General features: G+C 68.7%; 19 protein-coding genes and 2 pseudogenes. 11 read left to right on the top strand and 10 right to left on the bottom strand.

Annotation, left to right across the window (positions count from 1 at the left end):
• Positions 1-250: 250 nt before the first annotated feature.
• The 3 genes from ACTWQC_RS20880 to ACTWQC_RS20870 all read right to left on the bottom strand — a co-directional run bounded on the left by ACTWQC_RS20880 (position 251) and on the right by ACTWQC_RS20870 (position 2,681).
• The gene (locus ACTWQC_RS20880; RefSeq protein ID WP_443317265.1) at positions 251-913 is read right to left on the bottom strand and encodes an HNH endonuclease family protein; all 663 of its coding nucleotides are present in this window, start codon (positions 911-913) and stop codon (positions 251-253) included.
• Between the two features lie 86 nt (positions 914-999).
• Positions 1,000-1,200: a hypothetical protein gene (locus ACTWQC_RS20875; RefSeq protein ID WP_443317264.1), complete on the bottom strand. Its 201-nt coding sequence runs from the start codon at positions 1,198-1,200 to the stop codon at positions 1,000-1,002.
• A 353-nt stretch (positions 1,201-1,553) separates the two neighbouring features.
• Positions 1,554-2,681 carry an alkaline phosphatase PhoX gene (locus tag ACTWQC_RS20870; protein WP_443317263.1) on the bottom strand — a complete coding sequence of 376 codons (1,128 nt, stop codon included), beginning with the start codon at positions 2,679-2,681 and terminating at the stop codon, positions 1,554-1,556.
• An 825-nt stretch (positions 2,682-3,506) separates the two neighbouring features.
• Between ACTWQC_RS20870 and ACTWQC_RS20865 the strand changes: the two are divergent.
• Together ACTWQC_RS20865 and ACTWQC_RS20860 are read left to right on the top strand one after the other, a co-directional pair.
• Positions 3,507-3,917 (top strand): annotated as a pseudogene (locus ACTWQC_RS20865) (VOC family protein).
• Positions 3,918-4,038: 121 nt separating this feature from the next.
• Positions 4,039-4,836, top strand: a complete 798-nt coding sequence (locus ACTWQC_RS20860; protein ID WP_443317262.1) for a VOC family protein — start codon at positions 4,039-4,041, stop codon at positions 4,834-4,836.
• Positions 4,837-5,069: 233 nt separating this feature from the next.
• Here ACTWQC_RS20860 and ACTWQC_RS20855 read toward each other — a convergent pair whose 3' ends face one another.
• The gene (locus tag ACTWQC_RS20855; RefSeq protein WP_443317261.1) at positions 5,070-5,483 is read right to left on the bottom strand and encodes a VOC family protein; all 414 of its coding nucleotides are present in this window, start codon (positions 5,481-5,483) and stop codon (positions 5,070-5,072) included.
• Positions 5,484-5,671: 188 nt separating this feature from the next.
• Positions 5,672-6,367 (bottom strand): annotated as a pseudogene (locus ACTWQC_RS20850) (serine/threonine-protein kinase); the annotation flags it as partial.
• 125 nt (positions 6,368-6,492) lie between these two features.
• Between ACTWQC_RS20850 and ACTWQC_RS20845 the strand changes: the two are divergent.
• The 5 genes from ACTWQC_RS20845 to ACTWQC_RS20825 all read left to right on the top strand — a co-directional run bounded on the left by ACTWQC_RS20845 (position 6,493) and on the right by ACTWQC_RS20825 (position 13,139).
• Positions 6,493-8,823 carry a SulP family inorganic anion transporter gene (locus ACTWQC_RS20845; protein WP_443317260.1) on the top strand — a complete coding sequence of 777 codons (2,331 nt, stop codon included), beginning with the start codon at positions 6,493-6,495 and terminating at the stop codon, positions 8,821-8,823.
• Positions 8,820-9,296 (top strand): hypothetical protein, encoded by a 477-nt coding sequence (locus ACTWQC_RS20840; protein WP_443317259.1) that lies wholly within the window; start codon positions 8,820-8,822, stop codon positions 9,294-9,296. The genes ACTWQC_RS20845 and ACTWQC_RS20840 overlap by 4 nt, the downstream gene beginning before the upstream one ends.
• The gene (locus ACTWQC_RS20835) at positions 9,271-10,863 is read left to right on the top strand and encodes a sensor histidine kinase (RefSeq protein WP_443317258.1); all 1,593 of its coding nucleotides are present in this window, start codon (positions 9,271-9,273) and stop codon (positions 10,861-10,863) included. Before ACTWQC_RS20840 ends, ACTWQC_RS20835 begins: the two co-directional genes overlap by 26 nt.
• Complete coding sequence (locus ACTWQC_RS20830; RefSeq protein ID WP_443317257.1) at positions 10,761-11,444, top strand: response regulator transcription factor; 684 nt, start codon at positions 10,761-10,763, stop codon at positions 11,442-11,444. Before ACTWQC_RS20835 ends, ACTWQC_RS20830 begins: the two co-directional genes overlap by 103 nt.
• A 249-nt stretch (positions 11,445-11,693) precedes the next feature.
• Positions 11,694-13,139: an alkaline phosphatase PhoX gene (locus ACTWQC_RS20825; RefSeq protein ID WP_443317273.1), complete on the top strand. Its 1,446-nt coding sequence runs from the start codon at positions 11,694-11,696 to the stop codon at positions 13,137-13,139.
• A gap of 369 nt (positions 13,140-13,508) precedes the next feature.
• Here the strand turns inward: ACTWQC_RS20825 and ACTWQC_RS20820 are convergent, their stop codons facing one another.
• Positions 13,509-15,626 (bottom strand): hypothetical protein, encoded by a 2,118-nt coding sequence (locus ACTWQC_RS20820; RefSeq protein ID WP_443317256.1) that lies wholly within the window; start codon positions 15,624-15,626, stop codon positions 13,509-13,511.
• 165 nt (positions 15,627-15,791) lie between these two features.
• Between ACTWQC_RS20820 and ACTWQC_RS20815 the strand changes: the two genes are divergently transcribed.
• The 3 genes from ACTWQC_RS20815 to ACTWQC_RS20805 all read left to right on the top strand — a co-directional run bounded on the left by ACTWQC_RS20815 (position 15,792) and on the right by ACTWQC_RS20805 (position 17,252).
• Entirely contained in the window at positions 15,792-16,145 is a 354-nt protein-coding gene (locus tag ACTWQC_RS20815; RefSeq protein ID WP_443317255.1) for a hypothetical protein, read from the top strand.
• Positions 16,146-16,275: 130 nt separating this feature from the next.
• A complete protein-coding gene (locus ACTWQC_RS20810) occupies positions 16,276-16,890 on the top strand; it encodes a hypothetical protein (protein WP_443317254.1) in 615 nt (204 codons plus the stop codon).
• Complete coding sequence (locus tag ACTWQC_RS20805) at positions 16,890-17,252, top strand: transcriptional regulator (RefSeq protein WP_443317253.1); 363 nt, start codon at positions 16,890-16,892, stop codon at positions 17,250-17,252. Before ACTWQC_RS20810 ends, ACTWQC_RS20805 begins: the two co-directional genes overlap by 1 nt.
• A 46-nt stretch (positions 17,253-17,298) precedes the next feature.
• Here the strand turns inward: ACTWQC_RS20805 and ACTWQC_RS20800 are convergent, their stop codons facing one another.
• The 4 genes from ACTWQC_RS20800 to ACTWQC_RS20785 form a co-directional block, all read right to left on the bottom strand.
• Complete coding sequence (locus ACTWQC_RS20800; protein WP_443317252.1) at positions 17,299-17,817, bottom strand: GNAT family N-acetyltransferase; 519 nt, start codon at positions 17,815-17,817, stop codon at positions 17,299-17,301.
• A 35-nt stretch (positions 17,818-17,852) separates the two neighbouring features.
• Positions 17,853-21,152, bottom strand: coding sequence for a GH92 family glycosyl hydrolase (locus ACTWQC_RS20795; protein WP_443317251.1), 3,300 nt, complete (start codon positions 21,150-21,152; stop codon positions 17,853-17,855).
• Between the two features lie 331 nt (positions 21,153-21,483).
• The gene (locus tag ACTWQC_RS20790) at positions 21,484-21,963 is read right to left on the bottom strand and encodes a hypothetical protein (RefSeq protein ID WP_443317250.1); all 480 of its coding nucleotides are present in this window, start codon (positions 21,961-21,963) and stop codon (positions 21,484-21,486) included.
• A 322-nt stretch (positions 21,964-22,285) separates the two neighbouring features.
• Entirely contained in the window at positions 22,286-22,723 is a 438-nt protein-coding gene (locus ACTWQC_RS20785; RefSeq protein WP_443317249.1) for a hypothetical protein, read from the bottom strand.
• Between the two features lie 82 nt (positions 22,724-22,805).
• Between ACTWQC_RS20785 and ACTWQC_RS20780 the strand changes: the two genes are divergently transcribed.
• On the top strand, positions 22,806-23,483 hold the full coding sequence (locus ACTWQC_RS20780; RefSeq protein ID WP_443317272.1) for a helix-turn-helix transcriptional regulator: 678 nt from the start codon (positions 22,806-22,808) through the stop codon (positions 23,481-23,483).
• The last annotated feature ends 59 nt before the right edge of the window (positions 23,484-23,542 follow it).

The raw sequence follows: 23,542 nt of genomic DNA, 5'->3' as shown, positions 1-23,542 counted from the left end.
TCTCCAACGGCACCCCTCGGGCCCGGTGACACCACCCCCCAGGTCATCCCTTCGACAGGGGGGAACAGTCATGCCGGGCCCGGAGGCCAGCGGCCCTCTTGCAGGACCGCGAAGAAGATAACGGGGGCGAGGCTGGCGCACGAACTTCTGCTCTCTCAAGGGAGGTAGGCCAGGAATGCTCCACGTACCGGCCCGGCTGGTCACGAGGGGTGACCAGCCGGGCACGGGTGTCAGGCGGACGTGAACGCGGTCATGACGAGCAGGTGTTGAGCATGCTCTGCAGTGCCGATTTCTCGCTGGACTGAAGTTTCAGACCCCAGTGGTACTTGGACCGTATCCACATCTTGGAGTACGTGCAGTGGTAGGAGGAAACGGGCGGCTTCCAGGTGGAGGGGTCCTGGTCGCCCTTGGCGGAGTTGATGTTGTCGGTGACCGCGATCAGCTGCGGGTAGGCCAGGTCGTTGGCGAAGTCCTGGCGCTTGCTGGTCGTCCATGAGCTGGCTCCGGAGCGCCAGGCTTCGGCGAGGGCGACCACGTGGTCGATGTCGATGTCGGATGCGGCGTGCTCGGTGATGCCGTCATACGGGCTGTACCAGCTGCCCGAGTCCGGGTAGCAGTCGCTGCCGACGACCACGTTCGTCCCGTCCCGCTTGAGCACCTGTTCCCGGGTGTTGCAGGTGCCGGAGATGGTGATCCAGTGCGGGAACAAGTCCCGGGAGTAGCCGGTCATGCTGCCCTCGGCCGCGACGGTCAGGGCGTTGAGCTCGGACTGTGCGGTGGCCTTGCTGGGGATGTTGGGCGGGGTCGCGTACGCCGGGGCCGTCAGCGTCGTCGTCGACAGCGCGACGGCGGCCAGCGTCGCACCGGTCAGGCCGAACCAACGGCGCCGGGACAGGGCACGGGAACGGGACACAGATCCTCCTCGGGACAGGGGTGGGTGGATCCTGTGGTGGCCCCGGCGCAGGGGCCCGGAGCCACCACAGGGGCCTGATCTTCGGCTCAGCGCCGCGTGATCCGGGGGTCGTGGTCGGTGGGCCTGGTGGAGAACTCGCTGTTGGCGTGCACGGCGTCGAAGGCGTAGCCAGCGGTGACCAGGGCCGGGGAGATATGGCGAGTCCGGGTCGAGGTGTAGCCACAGGTGTCGGCTGATGCTGTAGCGGGGTCGAGGGCGACCAGGGACAGCGAGGCTGTCCCGAGCACAACAGCAGCTGCGAGACCGCACCGCCGGGAAGGATCTACGGGAATGATGAGACGTGCCGACACAGGTGTCCGCCTGTCCCGTACAGGACTATTCGTGGTGCGGGTTGTGGGTGTCGTGGCCGAGTGAGGCGGCGTCCGAGGATGCGGCCGTGGTCGGAGGCGGGCATCAGGAGCCTTGATGGCTTCGACAGACGGATCCCGGGGGGTACCGGTGGTGGGCACGGCTGGGTGAAATACGGCGTCGGCGTGGGGTGTGTCGCCTCGTGACCGGGCCGGGGGGTGGCGCGGGCCACGTGGAGTGAGGCGTGGCTCGCGCCACCCCGGTCACAGGGAGGCGGGTGGTTTCCGATGGGTCACAGGGAGGTGCGGAAGGGGCCGGTGACCTCGTAGGTGCCGAAGTCCTGCGAGGAGAAGTACAGTCGGTTGCCCGCGGGGTTGAACGCCGGTCCGGTGATCTCGGAGGAGGTCTGGTTGAGGACCCGCAGGAACGGAGCGATGATGTCGTCCGGGGTGATGATGCAGATCTCCATGTTGCCGCCGTCCTCGGCCACGTACAGGTCGCCGACGGCAGCGGATGCGGTGATGTTGTCCACGCCGGTCAGCGGGGCGCCGGGGACGTTGTCGTCGTACACGATCGCGATCGTGTTGGCGGCGGCGTTGTAGGCCCAGACGCGGTTGTCGCCCTTGGTGGTGAAGTAGCAGATGTCGTTGCGGTACCAGCAGCCCTCGCCGCCGTTGAAGATCTTGGCTCCCGAGACCTGGTCGCGGGTGGGGGTGGGGCTGCCGTCCGGGTCGGGCACGTTGGCCCAGGACAGTACGCCGGAGACCTCCTTGAGGACCTGCAGGGTGCCGGAGGACAGGTTGCCCCAGGTGGTGGGCACGAACCGGTAGAAGCAGCCGTCGGAGGCGTCCTCGGTCAGGTAGATGACCTTGCGGACCGGGTCGGAGGCGGCGGCCTCGTGGTTGAACCGGCCCATGGCGGGCCGTTGGACTGCCGGGTTCACACCCCACGGGTCGGTCTCGTAGACGAAGCCGGTGGGGACCTCTTCGCAGGACAGCCAGGTGTTCCACGGGGTGGAGCCGCCGGCGCAGTTGCGGTTGGTGCCGGACAGAATGCTGTACGCACCGGTGATCTGAGCGCTGCTGTTGAACTTGATGGCGCCGGCACCGCCGGCGCCGCTGCTGAGCTCGGCGTTGGATACGTAGATCCAGCCCGAGCCGTCGGCGAAGCACTCGCCGCCGTCAGGGGCGCCGTGCCAGGTGTAGTTGGTGCCGGCCACTTTCTGCCCGGAGCGGGCGACCAAGCGGCTGGTGAAGCCTGACGGGAGCATGATCCCGTTGGCGTCGGCCGACTGCAGAGCCCCATACGGGCTGGGACCAGGGAGAGCGGGGTAAGCGGCGGCCTGCCGCCACAGGGAACCGGAGAAGGCTGCCGCGCCGGCGCCGATGACGGCGGCACGAAGAAGACTACGGCGTTCCACATCTACTCCTTCGTCAAGAAGGGTGAGTAATTGGGTTGTTGAGCGCCGCCGACTGGTCACTGGGACCATAGAGCCGCTTATGAGGGCACGGTAAGGCTCCCTTGAACGAACTCCTTCCGGCTAACCGGTGAGTAGATACCGAGCAGAAACGGTCATGCGCGCCACCAAATGAACGAGCAGAGAATCCCGCGACATCTGATGGACACCCGTCGTTCGGGAAGGCAAGCCGAGGAGCCCTCGACCGACGGCCGTTGACGATTTCCGCTCACCGACACAGCAGCCTGAACTCGGACTGCTTCTGCGCCGCCATCGAAGGGTTTTCGTCATCCCGTACGGCCGCATTTGAGGGTCGGGGATGGTGCGATGTTTTCGGGGCAGTCGGACAGGTGTCGGAAGTGCCTAGGCGCCGGAGGAAGCGGTGGGGTGTTCGCCGGGGGAAGACTCTGAGCCCCTGTATGGGGCTGGCCCCGCAGATGGCCGAGCGGGCGCGGGAGGTCACGCGCGGGTTCTTGTCGGCGGTTGCGCCTGGTGGTGAGGCGAAGGATCGCCGGCTGTGCGAATTGACGGCCGAACCCGACGTTTCATTGTGTAGGGCCCGCGGTCGTCGCAATCAGGCACGTGATCCATGGGACGCTCTCACGATCTTGCGGCCCTCGCAGGGCATATCGACTTGCTTCGACCCCGGACGGCAACACACCACAAGGTGCAGGACACCCCCCGTGTCCTGCAGCTTCGTCTGTGTGGGGACCCACCGATGAGTTTCGGCGGCCGCGGCGGTCTAAGTGACGTCGGCCAGCGACCCCTGGCAGCGAGGAGAGCAGCCTCATGCAGAAGATCACGACGTTCCTGTGGTTCGGCAAACAGGCCGAAGAGGCGGCCGAGCACTGCACCTCCGTCTTCGACGACGCCCGGATCACCGGCGTGCAGCGGTACTGCAAGGCGGGCCCGGGGAGGAGGGGACGGTGATGACCGTCACCTTCGAGCTGGCGGGGCAGAAGTTCATCGCGCTGAACGGCGGGCCGGAGTTCAAGTTCAACGAGACGATCTCGCTCTACGTGGACTTCGCGGATCAGGAAGGTGAAGGACAAGTACGGGGTGTCGTGGCAGATCGTGCCGAGGACGCTGACCGATCTGCTGAGCGACCCCGACCCCGCCAAGTCCGAGCAGGTCATGAAGGCCATGTTTGGGATGAAGAAGATCGACACCCAGGGCCTGGTCGACGCCTACGAGAAGTGACCGCCGGCGCTGCCTCGCCCGTCCCTTCCGCTGCCCGGCCCAGCCGTGGAGCGGCCGACGGGCGAGTGTCAGTGGCCGGTGTCACGCTGAGTACACACAGGATCTGCGAAAGGAAATCGCGATGATCACCACTGAGTTCGTCCCCGGCTCCCCCTGTTGGCTCGACCTCGGCGCGCCCGACGTCCGGGCCGCTGCGGCCTTCTACGGCGCGGTGCTGGGGTGGGAGTACGAGTCCATGGGGGAGGGAGAGGACATGGAAGGCGGGATGTTCCGGAAGGACGGCAAAATCGTCGCCGGACTCGGCAAGCTCACCGAGGAGGGGGCCCGCTCGGCCTGGATGATCTACTACTGCACCGCCGACGCGGACGCCACGACCCAGGCCGTCGAGCGCGCGGGCGGCACGGTACGGGTGCCGCCGATGGACCTCGACGACTGGGGCCGGATGGCGCAGTACAGCGACCCGCTAGGCGGCCAGTTCGCCGTCTGGCAGCCGGGCAAGAACAAGGGCGTCGACATGGTGGACGAGCCGGGCTCGCTGTCCTGGACCGAGCTCTACACGAGCGACGCCGCGGCCGCGAGAGAGTTCTACGGCGGCCTCTTCGGCTGGCAGTTCCAGGACATGGAGCTGCCGGGCGGCGGTGGCACCTACACCCTCATCACCCCGTCGGGCCTCCCCGAGGAGCGCATGCACGGCGGCCTCATGGAGCTGCCCAAGGAGGACCTCGCCCTGGCGGGCGGCCGGCCGTACTGGCACCCGGTCTTCGCCGTCGCCGACTGCGACGCCGCGGTCGCGAAGGTCACCGAGAACGGCGGCAGCGTGCAGATGGGGCCGGAGGACGCGGAGGGCGTGGGGCGGCTGGCCGTCTGCCTCGACCCGTCGAACGCGGACTTCGTCGTGCTCACCCCGACTCAGAGCTGATCCCCGGAAGCCCCGGGACCTGGGGCCGGTGCCGATCTGACGGCCCGGCCCCAGCGGGCCCGCACCACCGGTCCAGATTCGTCTTGCTCCCCCTCCCCACCCGGCGGTAATGCCTGCTCCCGCGATCCGGACCGTGACGCCAGCTCCCACCACACTGCGCGGCGTCGCGTGTGGCGGGACCTGGACACGGACGGCGTTGTTTGGGTTAGGTCGCCGACGCGCCGACGTCCGGATCAGCCCTGCTCGCTGATGTTGACCATCCACGTGATACCGAACTTGTCAGTGCACATGCCGAACACGTCGCCCCACATCTGCTTCTCCAGGGGGACGGACACGGTGCCGCCATCGGACAGCTTGTCCCAGTAGCCGCGCAGTTCGTCCGAGTCGTCGCCGCTCAGGCTCACTGCGAAGTTGTTCCCGGGTTTGTGTTCCACCCCCGGTGGATTGTCGGCGCCCATCAGCGTGAATCCGCTGGCGGTCTCGAGCATGCTGTGCATGACCTTGTCGTCGTATCCGGGAGGCGCCTCGGAGCCGAAGTCGCCGTAGGTGTTCAGCCTCAGATTGCCGCCCAGGACGCTCTTGTAAAACTCCATGGCCTGCCGTGCATCGCCGGAGAAGCTGATGTACGGGTTGAGACGAGAGGTCACAATTCGCTCCTTTCGAGATGAATAGTTCGTACAGGCAGACTACGGGCGCCAGGGGTGAAATCGGACGACCTGAGGGCCCTGGTCGCTCGCCTGGTCGGCGAACTCAGCATTCGCGCAATCGACGTCCTGGCCGAACGCCGTCAACGGGCCGCTGGTCACGTGGTTCATGACCTGGGAGTTGTACAGGGAGGCACGGGTGGGCGGTCGACGTGCAGATGGAGTACGGCTGTCGCGGTGTCTGCCCGGAAAGGCGGATGGCCCACCAGCAGCTGGTAGAGCACACAGCTGAGGGAGTACACGTCGGAGGCGGGGCCTGCGGGGTGCCCCAGCGCACGCTCGGGCGCGAGGTACAGGCTCGTGCCGACGATCTGGCCGGCGCTGGTCAGCGCGGCGGAAGCGTCGTCGACGAACCGGGCGAGACCGAAGTCGCCGAGCTTGACCGCGTCGTCGGCGTCCAGCATGAGGTTGCCCGGCTTGATGTCTCGGTGGATCACGCCGCGGCGGTGGGCCGCCGCCAGGCCAGCGGCGGCCTGGGCGGCTATACCGGCGACCCGCCGCGCGGTGAACCCGGTGCCCGCGGCAAGCTCCTGGGCCAGACTGGTGTCGTCGACCAGCTCCATGACCAGGTAGAAGCGATCGTCCCAGGAGCCGAAGTCGAACATGGTCACCACGTGGGGGTGGTTGAGCCGTGCCGCGGTCTGGGCTTCGAGCCGGAACCGTGTGGTTGCCTGCTCGTCCGTCTCCCTGCCGATCAGCAGCTTGACCGCCACGGGGCGGCCGAGCACTTCGTCGCAAGCGCGCCAGACCTCGCCCATCCCGCCGCGGCCGATCGCCGCTTCCAGCAGGGCGCTGATGAGTCCGCACGTCCATGAGAGGTTCCTCATGGGAACTTCATGAACCGATCAACAGATAGCAAATCCGCGGCCTGTCCTTCGGCCGGGATGGTTCAACGCGCTCGCGTTGCCTGGGTGTTGTCCGCATCCCGCATGCCTGAGTGGAGGACGCACCCATGTCGTCGCACAGCTCACGTGCCACTGTCCCTGAGACCCATCCGGACGACCAGAGCCTGAACCGTTCCCGACATCCCCGATCACCGAAGTGGGGCGGTCTTCACCATCTCCGTCACGATCTGCCCGCCTCCATTGTCGTCTTCCTGGTCGCGATCCCGCTGTCGCTCGGGATCGCTCTGGCCTCCGGTGCCCCGATCACCGCGGGCCTGATCGCCGCAGCGGTCGGCGGCATCGTCGTCGGGGCCGCCGGCGGTTCCGCGCTCCAGGCCAGCGGACCGGCGGCCGGTTTGACCGTGGTCGTCGCGGGCTTCGTGCACGAGTACGGATGGGCGGCGACCTGCGCCATCACTGTGGCGGCCGGTCTCATCCAGATCGCGCTCGGGTGCCTCGGCGTGGCCCGCGCGGCGCTGGCCATCTCGCCCGCCATCGTGCACGGCATGCTGGCCGGTATCGGAATCACGATCACCCTGGCCCAGATCCACGTGGTACTCGGCGGAAAGTCGTCAAGCTCCGCCACCGAGAACCTGGTCGCCCTTCCCGGTCAGGTGCTGCACGCGAACCCGGCGGCCGCCGTGGCCGGCGTGATCGTGATCGCCGTACTGCTGGTGTGGCCGAAGCTGCCGAAGGTCCGCGCGGTGCCCGCCGCTCTGGTGGCGATCGTGCTGGCCACCGTGGCAGCGTCCACGCTGGGCCTGGACGCCGTACGGGTGGACCTGCCCGCGAATGTCCTGGACCTGGGCCTGGCCCCCGAGATGCCCCACGGCAGCTGGAGCGCCATCGCCCTGGCCGCGCTGACCATGGCGGTGATCGCGAGCATCGAGTCCCTGCTGTCCGCGGTCGCGGTGGACCGGATGCACGACGGCCCGCGCGCCCGTCTCAACCGCGAGTTGGTGGGCCAGGGCCTGGCGAACTCGGCATCCGGCCTGCTGGGCGGTCTGCCCGTCACGGGTGTGATCGTGCGCAGCTCCACCAACGTCGCGGCCGGTGCCAAGTCCCGTGCTTCGACCATTCTGCACGGCGTATGGGTCATCGTCTTCGTCGTACTCGCCGCCGGGCTGGTCGAGCAGATTCCTCTTGCCGCGCTGGCCGCGCTCCTGGTCGTGCTGGGCGTGCGGATGGTCAAGCCCGAGGAGATACGCGAGCTACGGCGCCACCGGGAACTGGCGATATACGTCGTCACCGCGTTCGGCGTGGTGGAGCTGAATCTGCTGGAGGGCGTGGCGCTGGGCATCGGCGTCGCCGTGCTGCAGGCGCTCTACCGGCTGACTCACACCAAGATCCGTACCGAGTACAAGGGCGACTTCTGGCACGTGGTGGTCGAGGGCTCGCTGACCTTCACCGCCGTCCCCCGGCTGAACCGGGCCCTGGCGCAGGTGCCGCCGGGCGTGTGCGTCGATGTCGACCTGAATGTGGACTACCTGGACCACGCCGCGTTCGAGGCTCTGCACAACTGGCGCGTTACACATGAGCGGCTCGGCGGCCGGGTGGACATCGATGAGGTGCACGAAAGCTGGTACGAGAACGCGGTGTCCGGCACTCCGGCGGGCCGGAAGTCTCCCACGACGGTGGCTACTTGGTTCTTCCCCTGGACGCACCGGCGGCCCGAGGTGGCGCCGAAGGCTCATCTGCTGCAGGGGGTCAGCGAGTTCCAGCGCGTCACCGCTCCGCTGGTGCGGCCTGTCCTCGCCGAGCTCGCGGAGCAGGGTCAGTCGCCTTCCCAGCTGTTCATCACCTGTTCCGACTCCCGTCTGGTCCCGCATCTGATGACGGCGAGCGGCCCCGGTGACCTGTTCACCGTGCGCAATGTGGGAAATCTCGTTCCGCGTCCCGTTGGGGGCGGCGCCTCAGGCGACGCCGACGTGTCTGTGGCTGCCGCGATCGAGTACGCCACCGAGGTTCTCGGGGTGAGCACGATCACCGTGTGCGGCCACTCCGGCTGCGGAGCCATGGGCGCGCTGCTCGACGGCGCCGGAGACGGCGATCGTCCGATAGACGCGTGGCTGGCACACGGTGCCCACACCATGGCCCGGTACCGCGTCGACTCCGCGACGGAGGAGGCCGAGGAGGTGGCCGGCTCGAAGCAGGACCAGCTGGGGCGGCTCAACGTCCTCCAGCAGTTGGACAACCTGCTCGCCTACCCGGGTGTCAGCGAGCGGGTCGAAGCTGGGACGCTGCACCTGACGGGCATGTTCTTCGACATCGGCTCGGCAGAGATGCACCTGCTGGACCCGGCCACCGGCACCTTCGCCCCCGTCGGCGCCATGGAGGTCTCCGCCGGGTCAGAGGCCGGGGCTCACAGCGACCCCTCCCGGGAGCACGTGCCCGCATGACCAGAGCCCGCCGCATTCGTACGGTCGTCGCCGCGCTCACCCTGTCACTCCTCACCGCGGCGCCGGTGATCAGTGCACAGCGGGCCCCGGCCCCACAACTCGGTAACCCGGTGGTGGTCGAGCGCGCGCCGCGATCGTCGGCCGCGAGACCGTCGGGGCGACCGTACGAGGACGGCGGGCGGCTGGAGACGTCCTCCCCGTCGGCCGGCTCGCCCCAGCAGACCGGGCAGCCGACCGGCACCGGGCCGTCGGAGGAAGACGTCGTGGACGGGTCCGAGCCGCCACCGACCCGGCCGCCGACCACGTCGGAGAACCGTTCATCCCCCGAGGCGGAGCCGGTGCTGCCCGTATCCCCGCCCCCTGCAAGCAGCGAGGATGCGGGAACACCGACACCGACCGTGACCCCAAGCTCGACCAGCGGAGACGGCGACGAGGACAGTGACGGAGATGACGGCGGCGGTGGCGACGACTGACGAGCCACAACCGCAAGAGCAGCCGCAGCAGGTGGAGACGGGCCCGAGCCTTTTCCGGCGCCGTGGGTTCCGCTCGATCCGACTGCGGCTGCTCTGGCGCATGCTGCTGCTCGTCGGTCTGACCCTCGGCCTCATCACCATCGTCGAGAGCTTCATCCTCTCGGCGCGCCTCAATGAGCGCGTCGACGCGGAACTCGCCCACGAGATCCGCGAGTTCCGGACCTTTGTGAAGGGCCACCGCCCGAGCGCGGACCAACCGCGGTCCGGCGTCCGCGAACTGTTCGTATCCGTTCTGCGAAACCAGGTTCCCGATCAGAACCAGACACTGCTGACGCTCGTCGACGGGGACCCCTTCCGGCGTACCGCCATCGAACCGCCCACCCGACTGGACACCGATTCCGCCCTGGTGACCGAGTTCGCGGCCGCGCCCCGGCCCGCCTACGGCGACGCGACCACTGCGGCCGGGCACATCCGGTACGTGACCGTACCCGTCACGGTCGAGGGGGATCCCGCTCACGGCGTCCTCGTTGTCGCCACATTCACCGAAACCGAGCGTGCCGAAATCAGCGACACCATCCGGATGGAAATGCTCCTCGGCCTCAGTGCGCTGTTCCTGGCCGCCGGCGTGGGCTGGGTCTTCGCCGGACGCCTCACCGCCCCGCTCCTGCTGCTCCGGGACGCCGCCCGGTCGATCAGCGAGACCGACCTCACCGCGCGTATCGCGGTCCACGACGAGGACGAGATATCCCAGTTGGCGACCACCTTCAACGCCATGCTCGACCGGCTCGAGGAGTCGTTCGCCACGAAGCGGCAGTTCATGGACGACACCGGTCACGAGTTGCGCACCCCGATCACGATCGTCCTCGGCCATCTGGAGCTGCTCGACGTCGACGATCCGGTCGCCCGCCGAAAAACCGTCGACGTGGCCATCGACGAGCTGCACAGGATGAACCGCATCGTGGAGGAGCTGCTGATGCTCGCCCAGGCACGTCGCCCCGAATCCCTGAAGCCCGGGGACGTCGTCCTGCCGGAGCTGATCGAGGAGGTGTACGTCAAGGCGTCGGCCCTGGCGCCGCGCCGGTGGATGCTCGAACTCGCCGACGACACGCCCCCTGGGATGCTGCACGGCGATCGCCAGCTTTTGACACAGGCGCTGATCCAGCTCGCGCAGAACGCGGCCCAGCACACGGAGGAACACGCGCGCATCTGGATCGGCGGCCGAGTACACGACGGTGTCGCCGAACTCTGGGTCCGGGACAGCGGCCCCGGCGTGCCACCGGCCGAGCAGAACCGTATCTTCGAGCGGTTCGCGCGCGGCGGCCGCGCTCGCGGATCCGGCGGCGCGGGCCTCGGTCTGGCGATCGTCAAGGCCATCGCCGAAGCGCACCACGGCAAGGTCACGTTGAACAACCGTCCCGGTCACGGGGCCACCTTCACCCTCGAGATCCCTCTTCACAAGGTGCCATGCGACCAGCAGAGAACCCTTCCGCCCACATCCTCATTGCCGAAGACGAAGCCGAAATCGCGTCCTTTGTGGGGAAGGGGCTCCGCTCCCACGGCTTCCTGACCACCGTCGTCACCAACGGCGCAGCTGCCCGGCACCGGGCCCTGTCCGGGGACTTCGACCTCCTCGTCCTCGATCTCGGCCTGCCGGACGAGGACGGATTCACGGTCCTGTCCCGTCTCCGCGCGGTGTCCTGTCCACTGCCGGTGATCATCCTCACCGCTCGGAGCGGTGTCGTCGACACGGTCAAGGGCCTCGAAGAAGGTGCGAACGACTACATGGCGAAGCCGTTCCGCTTCGAGGAACTGCTCGCGCGAATCCGCCTGCGGCTGCAGGACGGTGACAACTCGGCGCTGTACCGCGCCGGATTGGCTCTCGACAGCCGCACGCGCCAAGCCCGAGTGGACGGTCGGATCGTCGAGCTCAGTCCGCGGGAGTTCGCACTCCTGGAGGTCATGATGCGCAACGCCGGCCGCGTGCTGCTCCGCGAGCAGTTGCTCTCCACGGTGTGGGGATACGACGCCGACGAAGCCTCCAACATCGTCGATGTGTACGTCCGCTACCTCCGACGCAAACTCGGCACCGCCCTCATCACCACCGTCCGCGGCCGCGGCTACCGGCTGGATCTGCCGGACGCGACCTGACCGGCCTGGCCTGACCTGGCCCTTCAGGCGTGCGCGGGCGACGTTCGGATCCGGCCCACTCCCTTGAGATGCCGCGCCGGAGGAGATCCGGCGCCGAGGGAGACAAGGATGAGAAAGATGAGAACGCTGAGGTAAAAGTGAACTCTCCGCTTCTCCTCGGCTTTCTCTCGCATTCTCCTGCCGTGGTCAGGATGGGCGCCGCGCCGACGCCGTACGCGTCGGCCGATGTCCATTCGTACGGGAGATGAAATGCCGCTCAGCCGCAGGGAATTTCTCAACCGGTCCGCGATGGCGGGCGCCGGAGTCATGCTGGTCGGAAGTATGGAGGCGCTGTTCGCGGCGCCCGGCGCCATCGCCGACACGGCCGAGGCGGGCAGTGCCGTCGGCTACGGCCCGCTGGTCACGGACCCGAAGGGTGTGCTCTCCCTGCCGGAGGGCTTCTCCTACCGGATCCTCACCCGTACCGGTCTCACCACCCTGGAGTCCGGCCAGACCACCCCGAACCGTCACGACGGCACCGGCGCCTTCGCGGGCGGCGGTGATGACGATGACGACGTCACCCTGCTGGTGAACAACCACGAGATCGACGACCCGCTGAGCGAGGCCGACTACCCGGTGCCGCACCTGGACGGCCTGGTGTACGACGCGGCGGCGGCCGGTGGCTGCACCGTCGTCGAGGTGTCCGAGGATTCGGTGCGCGAGTGGGTCGGCATCGCCGGTACCTCCACCAACTGCGCCGGTGGAGTCACCCCATGGGGCACCTGGCTGACCTGCGAGGAGACCGAGGCCCTGGCCGGCGTCGACGGCATGACCAAGGACCACGGGTACGTCTTCGAGGTGGACCCCGCGCGGGGCGGCGCGGCGAACCTCGACCCCAAGCCCATCAAGGCCCTGGGCCGCTACGCGCACGAGGCGGTGGTGGTCGACAAGAGTCGCGGCCACCTGTACCTGACCGAGGACGCCTCCAAGCCCAACGGCCTGCTCTACCGCTGGACCCCGCCAGTCGGCTTCGCGCACGGGCCCGGCAAGTTGCGGGCCCTGGCCGACAACGCGGGCGTGCTGGAGGCGTTCAAGTGCTTCGACGCTGCGGGCCAGTACGTCGACGACCTCTCCCGCGCGACGCAGATCGGCACCGTGTACAGCGTGCAGTGGGTGAAGGTGCCGGACCGCGACGCCCGCACCACCTCTGTCCGCAAACAGTTCCTGGCCGGTGAGATCACCCGCTCCCGCAAGCTGGAGGGCATGTGGTGGGGTGACGGCGGCGTGTACTTCGTGTCCAGCTACGCCCGTTCCGAGAGCCCGGGCACCGCGCACGACGGCCAGGTGTGGTTCTACGACCCGCGCAGCGCCACCATCACGCTCAAGGTGCTGCTGGCCGTCAACCCGGACACGTCCAAGGACGGTGCCTACGACGGCCCGGACAACATCACCGTCTCGCCGTTCGGCGGCCTGGTGATCGCCGAGGACGGCGACGGCGTGTCGCACCTCTTCGGCGCCACGCTCGACGGCACCACCTACCCGATCGCCCGCAACGAGCTCAACGTCGGCACCGCGGAGGCGCCCGAGTACAGCGAGTTCGCCGGCGTCACCTTCTCTCCCGACGGCAAGACGCTGTTCGCCAACATCCAGGACCCCGGCATCCTCGTCGCCATCACTGGTCCGTGGGACGGCGATGACGACGGTGATGACGACTAGGGTTCGTCCTCGGAGCATCTTGCCCTGAGCGGGTACGAGGCCAGACAGACCGCCGCCTCGTAGGAGGTGGCGGTCTTGTCGATACGCCCGGCATGGGCGATTGCTTGGGGCCTTCGTCCCTTGGAATGGCACTCCGTTGCCCGCATCTTCAGCGCCCCTGCGCGTCGGGGCTGCTGCCTGGATCGATCTCTTCGAAAAGGCCGTTGATGGAGTTCTCGGCGCGGTTTTGATCTTGCCGGTTGTGCCTCGGTGCCGCCCGGTGCGGGCGGCTGGGGACTCCACCCTTGGAGGCCCGTGCCCTCCGGCGCGGTCGATGACGAAGCGGACGCCGGCCGGCGAAGGCCGACGTCGCAGCGGATCGTCTCTTCCCTATGATGCGAACCCGTTGGTGCGGTGATAGATCCCCGAAACGTCGGGGTCACCGTCAACGACCAGTTCGACGCTGTCGTCGGATGTGTGGGTGACACGTCCCTTGCTGAACGGCTCTCCGCCATGGACGTCGCACTCCATGTCGACAGGTCCGGGCGCCGTGTTCGAGACCGGGGTATCGGTCCAGCAGTCGTACCGCCATTCCCATGTACCGTCCTGGACGTACGTGAGGACGATGTTGCTCCACGTCCGGCCGTCCGAGTTCATAGGAAACTCGATCTGGAACTGCTCCTTGCCCCAGAAGCCTTCGACGCTGGGCAGTGACGTCTGGGACGGTGGCACGTGACCTGGGCCTTCCTCGGGCCGCGAGGAGGGGGCCGAGGGCTTCTCTTCGGAGGGTGGAGCCGAAGGGCCGAATCTGGAAGAGGGGGGAGAGGACGCGGTGGGCGTGAGGCCAGGCCTCTGACTGCCTGTCGGCTTCGGGGAGGAGGGCGGACGGGAGGTGACTGCCCGAGTCGGCTCGCCCGGCCGGTGCGGGAAAGTGGGGAACTCGATTGCACGGGGTTGTGCGGGAGAAGGATCCGGGCCGGGATCCGAGACGCTGGTGTAGCCGATGAACCCCATGAGTGTCGCGATCACCACGGCGATGCCGGCTCCAATGGCGCCCGGAGACAGCAGACACCCCTTGGCCCCTGAACCGACGGCCTTCGTGGCGGCGAGGTGCCGGCCGAAGATGAAGCCGCCGCCCGCGGCGACTCCGACCAGGCTTCCTATGCCCAGAGCCCTGCGCCGGGCGTTCTCCTCCCGGTCGAAATAGTCCACGGCATCGGTTGAACCCACCGCGTGCGCAGCCGCTTTCCCCAGAGCCAGCACCCGCCGCCACGCCCCCCACCTCAAAGTCCGGCACAGGGCAGGTGCGACGGTGCGGGCCAGCCTGACTGCAGTGGCGTGCGCCCCGCTTGCCACGGCGGTGTCCAGGACACGTACCACGACAGCGTTCGCGGCACCGACCGTCCGCGCCTCAGCGGTGGCTGCCCAGTCGGCCAGCGCCGCTGCGGCCTGCTCCACGTCGAGGCGCGCCCGGGATGGGGCCGGGGATTCGGCCACGAGCCTCGCGGCCGGGGCGAGCGCGCGGAGCCCCTCGGGGTCTTCGACGACGAGTCGTGCCCGGCACAGCCGGTCGACGATGCCGCTGATCTGTGCCGTTCCCGAGAGGATCTCGACCATCGTCCGCGGGACGGCGATGCCCTCCAAGCACAGCAGGAGTCCGAGGACGGCGTGGTCTTCCGGGTTGAGCCCGGTCGCCAGGGCCTGGGCGAGCTCTCGCTGGTCGCCGGGGGCGTCCTCCGCCGCGGCGGTGCCGATCGCGGCTGCTGCTTGGATCAGCGCGAGTGGATGACCATCCACCGCTTGCCGGAACTCTTCGGCTGCGCAGCGTTCGTCCCCGGTCAGCGGTCGGCCGAGCTCGTGCTCCAGGAGGGCAAGTGCCGGACCGGGCTGCAGCCCGGTGAGCTCGATTGCTCTCCCCTTGCTTCGCAGCGACCTCGTGGTGGAGGCGATGACCAGGACGCTGGAGGGCACGGTGTCCAGCAGTGTGCGGAGCTCGGCTGCGCTGCCGGTGAAGTCGTCGATGACAACCAGGGCCCGGATGGAGCGCATCAGCCGCCGCAGACGTGTCGGATCCGGGCGGTAGTTCTCGACGTCGTAACACGCCTGGAAGAGCTCCTGCAAGACATCCTCGGCGTCGAGTCCTGCCGCGTCGAGGAACACCACATCGCTCCCGGCTGCGGCGCAGCGGGCGGCGTACTGATGGAGCAGCGCGGTCTTGCCGATCCCCGGCGGACCCACGAGCTGGACCGGTATTCCCTCGTCGACCCACTCCCCGAGCTGCGCCAGCTCGTCGTCGCGTCCTGTCAACTCCGGGCCACTGCGCGGCAGTGGGTGACCGGTCGGCCGGCTGCGGGGGCGGACTTCGGGCGCCGCCCCGGTCCGCTTCTCCACCGCAATGTCGTTCCCGTTGAAGATGACGTTGTTGTTGCCCACTATCAGCTGGCCCGAGTTCCCGCCCGCAACGTGAACCCCGGGGGCCTGCTGGCTAGGGCCTCCCGTGTCTGGCATGGCCACTCCCCGTAGTTGCGCGATCGTCAGAGCGTTAAGCTCATCGCGCCAGCAGGATAGCCATACCGTGGTCACATGGCGGCTGAAGTCGCCATCTCAGTGCACACAGCGCAGATTTCCTGATATGCACGAACAGCGTGCGCCCTACTGGTGGGGAGGATGCCCATGACCGAACAGGACGCGGGAAGTTACCGCTTGCGGATGGAGGGTGACAACTCCGGGCAGATCGTGATCGGGGATGGTAATTCCGTCGTCGTGGGGCAGGCCGCGGAGTCGGTCGACGTTGCTCGGCTAGCGGAGTTCGCCCAAGCGGTCAGTCAGGCCATCCCAGTCCTCGGACTGCGCGAAGAGCGGCAGCGGACGGCTGAAGAGCTCACCCGCCAGATCCTGCAGGCGGCCGATGAGCCTGGTGCCGACCCTCGCAGACTGCGTGCGCTGGGTCAGAGTCTGCGCGCTGTCCTGGAGGGCGCGGTCGCAGGTGCGTTGAGCGCTGGCCTGCTCGCCATCTGGACTCCGTAACTGGGCCGCCGCTGTCCTCGGTGTTCCACGGGCGGCTTCAACTCTTGACGAGCAACTACTCTGCACTGCAGAGTAGTTGCTCTGCAGTGCAGAGTAATCTTCGTCCTAGAACCTCGAGATGGAGCCCGCGATGGAAGCCGCCGACACCAGCGAGGTGCTCGCTGAGACGGAGAAGCTACGGAGACGAGCGCGCGGAGATCGCCGCGCGTCCTCGGTTCCCCTCATCACTTTCGGGGCGATCATCCTGCTCAGCGCACCCTTCTACTACGTGCCATTCGGCCCGCTGTGGAGGAGTGACCAGCTGTACTGGGTGCTGGCGCTCCCTGTGGGGTTCGCCGCCATCGCTCTCTGGTACCGCTACAGGCGCACCAGGACCGGGATCGGCCCGGGCCGCGGCACCTACAGCGCGGCCGCATTCGGGACTGCATTGACCGCACTACCCGGCCTGGGGCTGATCTGGGTGTACGCCGGGCCGCTGACCACGATTGGCCTGGCGCTTCTCGCGCTGACCCTGCTCCAGCGCAACGGCTACCTCGCCGTCTGCGCGGCCGCGCTCGGGATCACAGGCTGGATGGTGAACTCCCATATGCTCATCGGCCGACTCAACGACACCGTGGAGCAGATCGTCGGTCGGCCATCCCACGATGGCTTCATCTACTGGGTGGAGCCTCTCTTCTACGTCCTGCTGGGCCTGGTGGTGCTGACAGCCGGCCTGGTGGCACTCCACCACGAGCGCGACGCCTGATGAGTCGTCCGGACGAAGAAACCGACCATCACCCCACCACGGGACTGGACGATGCGGTCCACCAACGAACACGGCTCGGCCTGCTCGCCGTCCTGCACGAAACCCAGCAAGCCGACTTCCGATACCTGAAGAGGCTGCTGCAGCTCACCGACGGCAATCTCGGACGTCATCTCGAAGTTCTGGCCCAGCAGGATCTGGTGCGCATCACGAAGGGCTACCACGGCAAACGCCCCCGCACCTGGGTGGAGATCACCGACCGCGGCCGCACAGCACTGACCGCCGAGATGTCCGCCCTGAAGGAACTCCTGCGCCGCTTCGAGAACTCCAGCCCCTCCGGCCAGAGGCGCGACGACTCCACATAACCCGGAGAAACCCCGTGATCTCACCTGCGGTTCCGCTGCCCTGGCGCTATTCCTCGATCAGCTCTTCGGCCAGCAGATCCATCAGCAGGCCGTCGTGCCAGGTGCCGTCGGGGCCGCGCTCGTAGCGGCGCATGACGCCGACCGGGCGGAAGCCCACCTTGCTGTAGGAGCGGATCGCGGCCGGGTTGTCGGTCGCCGGGTCGATGACGATGCGGTGGTGGCCGCGGTCGGTGATCAGATACCGAGCGAGGGTGCGGACCGCGTCCGTGCCGAGGCCGCGCCCGTGGACGGAGGGGTCGAGGTAGATGTCGATGTGGGCGTGCCGGTAGTCGGGTTCGGTCTCCTCGCCCCACTGGATCGCGCCGACCACGCGGCCCTCGTACTCGACCGCGAGGGTCGTGACCTCCGGGTCGCGCAGGTCCCCGGCCACCTCGGACGTCATGTCGTCCCCGCCGCGCCACCGCTCGTAGACCTCGGGCGTCGTACGGATGCGGGCCAGGGCGGGGATGTCGGCCTCGGCCGCCGGCCGCAGACTCACCAGGGCACCAGAGAGCGTCGCCTGCATGCCTGGAACGCTACCGGGGCCGGGCCGCATGCCGCTCACGTCAGCGTGATTGCGTACACCTCGACGCGCGGATCGTCGGGCAGCGTCACCGAGCGCAGTGTCTTCGAGGCGTCGAGCTCGGCCGTGTCGCCGAACAGGCGCACCGCCGGGCCGTCGACCCCCTGGCCGTCCTTGATCCGGTGCGGCATCTCGAGGGCGGTGGAGCTGCCGTCCGGTACCGACCCGGCCCAGTCGCCGACCGTGAGCGGCACCTCCGCGCTGCTCCCGTCCTCGTACCGCACCGTCAGCCGGGTCGTCACCGGTCCGTTGTGCGATGCGGCGACCAGGCGGAGCGAGGAGTGGGCGCGGTCGGGCAGCAGCAGGGTCTGGCCGCGGGCCTCGACGAAGTTCGCCGCCGTGCCGGAGGGGTCGGGCGCGTCGTAGGTCACCTCGCCCCAGGTGACCGGGCCCGCCTTCGGCAGCAGGTCGCCGTCGTAACTCCAGCCCAGGCCGTCGAAGTTGCCCTGGCCCGGCTGGGCTGTGGTGGCCGCGCCGTCGTGGCCCCGATCGCGGCGGAGATCGACCGCGCATTGCTCGCCCGCCGTCGTCGCGCACGTCGCCGGGGGACGGACCTCGACGGTGGCGGTGCGTGTCACCGCGTCCGTGCCCTTCGCCGCGACCGTGACGGAGACGGGGTACGAGCCGACGGCGGCACCGCCCGGCACGGTCACGGCAAGCGACACCGTCTTCTGTACCGGCAGGTACCGGGACCGCAGCACCAGCGACGAGGGCGTCGCCGCCACCTTCCAGCCGGAAGGCGCCTTCGGCGTCACGGTCACGCGCAGCTCGTCCGGCGCCTGGCCCAGAACGTCCAGGGTCAGGTGGGCGGTCAGGTCGTCGTCGCTCTCCGGCACGACGTCCGACGAGGTGCGCAGCGACGCGTCGAGATGCCTGCGGCTGTCGGCGCCTGCCCGGTTCACCGACGGCGGTTCGGTGCCCTCTCCCGTGCCCCAGGAGGACGGTTTCGTGCCGAGCTCGTGGTCCAGAGCGCCACCGTGCGCGATCGCGCCCCAGTTCAGCCACGACTTCCGCACGTCCTTGCCGCCCAGCGACACGCGCTGCACATACCGCTTCGCGTCGCTCGCGCCCGGCGCCTTGATGGTCAGCGTGCCGCCCTGCTTGCGGCCGTACTGCCCGATCCGTACGGTCGCCGACTCGAACTGCGGGCTGGAGAGCGCGAGGAAGTCGCCGCCGCTCATCGTCGGGTACAGACCGAGCGAGGAGAACACGTACCAGGCCGACATCGTGCCCAGGTCGTCGTTTCCGGTCATGCCGTCCGGGCCGTTGGTGAACAGGGTCATCGCCGCCCGCACGACCGTCGCCGTCTTCGCCGGTGCACCGGCCCAGTGGTAGACGTACGGGGCCAGCAGATCAGGCTCGTTGTTCGGGTTGTACGTCGGCTTGCCGTAGTAGTCGTACGGCTGGGAGATCCAGTCCTCGCGTGCCGTGCCCGCCGGGTCGGTGAGCAGCTTGTCGTGGACGAAGAACTCGTCGAGCCGCTTCTCGGTGGCGCGCCTGCCGCCCATCAGCTCGACAAGGCCGGCCGGGTCCTGCGGTACGAGCCACTGGTACTGGTACGCGCCGCCCTCGTGGAACTGGTGCCCTGCCCCGACCGGGTCGTACGGCGTCAGCCAGGTGCCGTGGGCGGTGCGCGGCCGGAACTGGCCGATCGAGGAGTCCCACAGGTTCCGGTACCACTGGCCGCGCGCGGCGAACATCTTCGCGTCCGCCTCGTGGCCGAGCCCGCGCGCCATCAGCGCGAGTGACGCGTCCGCCGCGGCGTACTCGAGCGTGGCGGAGGCCGGGTGGTCGCAGTCGTTGTCGCCGCCCTTGTCGGCGCAGTCCTCGCCGAGCTCCAGACCGGACGGGATGTAGCCGCGCTTCGCGTAATGGTCCACGCCCGAGCGGCCGTTGTAGGGCGAGCCGTCGGGCGGGGTGCTGGTCGCGTTCTTCTTCAGCAGCGCGTACGCCTCGTCCTCGTGCCCCGCCAGCAGGCCCTTCGACCACGCCTCGACGAGGAACGGGGTCACGGGGTCACCGGTCATGATGTTGGTCTCGCTGTTGGCGAGCGCCCACCGGGGCAGCCAGCCGCCGTCCCGGCCGATGGCGACGACGGACAGCGCGACGTCCCGTGCGACCTGCGGTTCCAGGAGCTCGAGGAGTTGGTTCTGCGGCCGGTAGGTGTCCCACAACGACAGGTTCTGATACGGCGTGAAGCCGGACGCCGTGTGGACTTTCTCGTCGAATCCGACGTACCGGCCGTCCACGTCGCCCGCGAGGTTCGGGTGCAGCTGCGCGTGGTAGAGGGCGGTGTAGAAGGCGCTCTGCCGGTCCCGCGTGCCCCCGCCGATCCGGATCGACTCGAGCTGCTTCTCCCATGTGGCCTGCAACTTCGCGCGCGTGGCGGCGAAGTCGTACGAGTCTCCCGTCTCCGCCGCGAGGTTCTTCCTGGCGCCCTCCATACCGGTGTAGGACAGGCCGGTCTTGACCACGACGTCCCGGTCGGAGACCGCGTCGAAGGTCACCCAGGCGCCGTTGTTCCCCTCGCCGGCCGCGTCCCGGCTGCCGGGCTCGGGCTTGGAACCGCGCCAGGTGCCGTGGGCCTTGAAGGGCCGGTCGAAGGTGGCCGTGAAGTAGACGGTGTGCCGGTCCTCGCCGGCGCAGAAGTTGCCCGCGCGCACCCGGCCCTCGACGGTGCGGTCGCCGACGACGTGCACCTCGGAGTCGAACACCTTCTGATTGGCCTTGCCGGTGTTGAACAGCACGTTCGCGGCACCGGAGTTGGGGAAGGTGTAGCGCTGCCAGCCGGTGCGCTCGGTGGCGGTGAGCTCGGCGTCGATGTCGTACGTGTTCAGGCCCACCCGGTAATAGCCGGGCTCGGCCTTCTCGTCGTCGTGCGAGTACTCCGAGCGGTACTCGTCGGGGTCCACGGTGTCGACCGCGCCTGTGGTCGGCATGATGGGCAGCTCGCCCATCACGCCGCACCCGACGCCGGAGAGGTGGGTCTGGCTGAACCCGTGGATCTTGTCCTGCTTGTAGTCGTAGCCGCCCTGGCCGCCGGTGTCCGGGCTGACCTGGACCATGCCGAAGGGCGCGCTCGCACCGGGGAAGGTGTTGCCGAAGTTCTGCGTGCCGACGAACGGGTTCACCAGCGCGGCGGGGTCGGCCGGGGCGGCGACGGCCCGCACCGGCCCGAGCGCGTCAAAGGTCAGCAGCGCGACGGCCAGCAGGGCCGCTGTCAGAGCGGCTGCCCACTTCGCCGCACCTGCACGTATCCGGATCGCCGGGAGTCGCATGGGTCCACCCCTTGTCGCGAAACGCGCTGACAACGTTGTCTGAGCTGAGTTCGCGAAACCGTGTCACGCGCTCATGGCCCTGTCAATGGACCTGTCGTGAACGGGTGGTGGCCAGTGTCGGATCAGTCGGACATAGGGTGCGACCGGGTGTGCGGTATGTCCGGCCGCAGCGACTCCGTACCGCCTCGGCTCTCCGTCATCGTCGCCGTCGTGTACGCAATGGGGCGCGCGGCCGCCCAGCGCAGGGTCACCCTGCCCACGCGCTGCGGGACGGCGGGCTGCACCTGCGGCTACTGGTCGTCGGACCAGGGGGAGGACCAGCGGGTCGAGGCTAATCCTCGTCCTCGGTGAGCTCGCTGCGGGCGGCGTGCAGGTTGGTCAGAGCCTCGGCGATGAAACCCTCGGCAGCGTCGAGGCTTTGGCGGACTTCGCGGTCGTCGCCGCTGCTGAGGTAGGCGCTGATCAGGTTCGCGGCCGCAACGGCGGCATTGCCCGCCGCCTCCATGGCCGACGGCTCCGGCTCGTCCTCGCTCTCCGCCTGCAGGACGTCGAGCGCGGTCCGCTGGAGGCGATTGCCGAGGATCGCGAGCCCCAGGCCGTCGTCGCCCACCATGGCGTTCCACCCGGCGATCAGCTCCGGGAGGCCCGCCGGCGGGTCATCGGTCGGATGGATCCGCGTCGCGATCTCGACCTCGACCGTGGCGAGGAGCGCGCCCAGCAGTTCCGGCAGATCCTCGGGCCTCGGCCCCGCGGGGCGCAGCTCGGGGTCCACGACGGGCTCCGCGCCCAGGGCGACCATAGCCTGCAGCACCTGATCGGCGGACGCTGGGTGTTCACTCTCGAAACTGGTCACGCCCCGTCAACGAGCCTCCCGCCGCCAGGTCATCCGCGGGCGGGCCGCCGTACGAGCGTGGCCGGCGGCGTCAAGATCTTCCGGCCTTGCTGTTCCGTGGAGGCTTCAGCGGCGATCAGCGGCGGACGAGGTGGCTGACGGTGGGAGACCGCCGGACCTCCATGCAGGGGTCACATCGGCCCGGGAGAACCGCCAGACCTGTGGGGTGCGGACCGCGCTCGGCGCGGTCCGCCGGTTCCTGGAGCCGGGTGAAGCCCCCGCCTGTGCACGCCGTTACTCCTCACAGCCCTTCTTGCTCGCCGTGGTAACGCTCGGCAAGCCTTGCCAGCGCGACTGCGCCGAGGAGCAGGCCGAAGTCACGCAGCGCGATGTCGTAGTGGCCCGGGATGGTCAGCAGGTTGATGATGATGCCGCCCAGCCAGCCGGCCACCAGCCAGCCACCGAAGCGCGGGGCCAGGGCGACAGCGACCCCTGCCACGATCTCGATCACACCCACCGCGTACATGGCCGCCTGAGCACTGCCCGGAACGAGGTCGTTGATCCACGGCGCGAGGTAGGTGGGCCAGTCCACGAGCAGGTTGGCGAACTTGTCCAGCCCGAACAGGATCGGCGCCACCGTGAATCCGGTGCGCAGGATCAGGAAGGCCTGGTAGCCGGGGTCGGTGAGCATCGCCCGCCGGGGGCCGACTGACGTGGTGCTTGTGGTTGCGGAGGGCATGGCCTCTCCTTCTATCGACAACTTTCATTAACGATAGAAGCGCTCGTTCGTTCTTTAGTCAAGAGCGGTGGGTTTTACACTGGTGTTCGTGGACCGCTCGAAGGAAGCACACGACGCCGACGTCTCCGCCATCGCCTCTCTCGACGAGCCGACCCGCAGGAGGCTGTACGACCACGTGGTGCGCCAGCCGGGCCCGGTCAGCCGAGATGAGGCGGCCGCGGCCCTGGGCCTGGCGCGGCAGACCGCGGCATTCCACCTGGACCGGCTGGCCGATGAATCACTGCTCGACGTGGTCTACGAGCGACGCAGCGGGCGCGCAGGGCCGGGCGCGGGCAGGCCGGCCAAGCTCTACCGGCGCTCGACGAAACAGGTCGCTGTCAGCCTGCCGGACCGGCGCTACGAGCTGGCCGGACGGCTGCTCGCCCAGGCCGTGGAGGAATCCGACGCCACCGGCGAGCCGGTGCGGGACGTGCTGCATCGCAAGGCCGAAGAACTGGGTACTCAACTGGGCGGACAGGAGAGCGCAGGCGCCTTCGACCTGCTGGAACGGTACGGGTTCGAGCCGCGGCGCGAGGGCGATGCCATCGTTTTGGCCAACTGTCCCTTCCATGCGCTCGCTCGTGAGCACACCCAGACGGTGTGCGGCATGAACCTCCATCTGCTGCGAGGTGTCCTTCACGGACTGGGCGAGGCCGGGCTTGATGCACGCCTGGCGCCTGCCCCCGGTCGATGCTGCGTCCGACTGGAGCCGGCCGCCTGATCACGTCAGGACGGGTACATCGCCGACGAGAAACCCGTCCCGGCCCGGTGGGAACACCG

The sequence above is a fragment of the Streptomyces sp. 8N616 genome (assembly GCF_052246385.1).
Lineage (GTDB): Bacteria > Actinomycetota > Actinomycetes > Streptomycetales > Streptomycetaceae > Streptomyces.
Note: the sequence above shows the minus strand (reverse complement) of the source record. Positions and strands in the feature narration are given on the sequence as shown.

Excerpts from the sequence above, each read along its gene's own strand:
- ACTWQC_RS20860 (WP_443317262.1), top strand. The coding sequence starts at position 4,039 with ATGATCACCACTGAGTTCGTCCCCGGCTCCCCCTGTTGGCTCGACCTC.
- ACTWQC_RS20845 (WP_443317260.1), top strand. The coding sequence starts at position 6,493 with ATGTCGTCGCACAGCTCACGTGCCACTGTCCCTGAGACCCATCCGGAC.
- ACTWQC_RS20840 (WP_443317259.1), top strand. The coding sequence starts at position 8,820 with ATGACCAGAGCCCGCCGCATTCGTACGGTCGTCGCCGCGCTCACCCTG.
- ACTWQC_RS20835 (WP_443317258.1), top strand. The coding sequence starts at position 9,271 with ATGACGGCGGCGGTGGCGACGACTGACGAGCCACAACCGCAAGAGCAG.
- ACTWQC_RS20830 (WP_443317257.1), top strand. The coding sequence starts at position 10,761 with ATGCGACCAGCAGAGAACCCTTCCGCCCACATCCTCATTGCCGAAGAC.
- ACTWQC_RS20825 (WP_443317273.1), top strand. The coding sequence starts at position 11,694 with ATGCCGCTCAGCCGCAGGGAATTTCTCAACCGGTCCGCGATGGCGGGC.
- ACTWQC_RS20820 (WP_443317256.1), bottom strand. The coding sequence starts at position 15,626 with ATGCCAGACACGGGAGGCCCTAGCCAGCAGGCCCCCGGGGTTCACGTT.
- ACTWQC_RS20815 (WP_443317255.1), top strand. The coding sequence starts at position 15,792 with ATGACCGAACAGGACGCGGGAAGTTACCGCTTGCGGATGGAGGGTGAC.
- ACTWQC_RS20810 (WP_443317254.1), top strand. The coding sequence starts at position 16,276 with ATGGAAGCCGCCGACACCAGCGAGGTGCTCGCTGAGACGGAGAAGCTA.
- ACTWQC_RS20805 (WP_443317253.1), top strand. The coding sequence starts at position 16,890 with ATGAGTCGTCCGGACGAAGAAACCGACCATCACCCCACCACGGGACTG.
- ACTWQC_RS20800 (WP_443317252.1), bottom strand. The coding sequence starts at position 17,817 with ATGCAGGCGACGCTCTCTGGTGCCCTGGTGAGTCTGCGGCCGGCGGCC.
- ACTWQC_RS20795 (WP_443317251.1), bottom strand. The coding sequence starts at position 21,152 with ATGCGACTCCCGGCGATCCGGATACGTGCAGGTGCGGCGAAGTGGGCA.
- ACTWQC_RS20785 (WP_443317249.1), bottom strand. The coding sequence starts at position 22,723 with ATGCCCTCCGCAACCACAAGCACCACGTCAGTCGGCCCCCGGCGGGCG.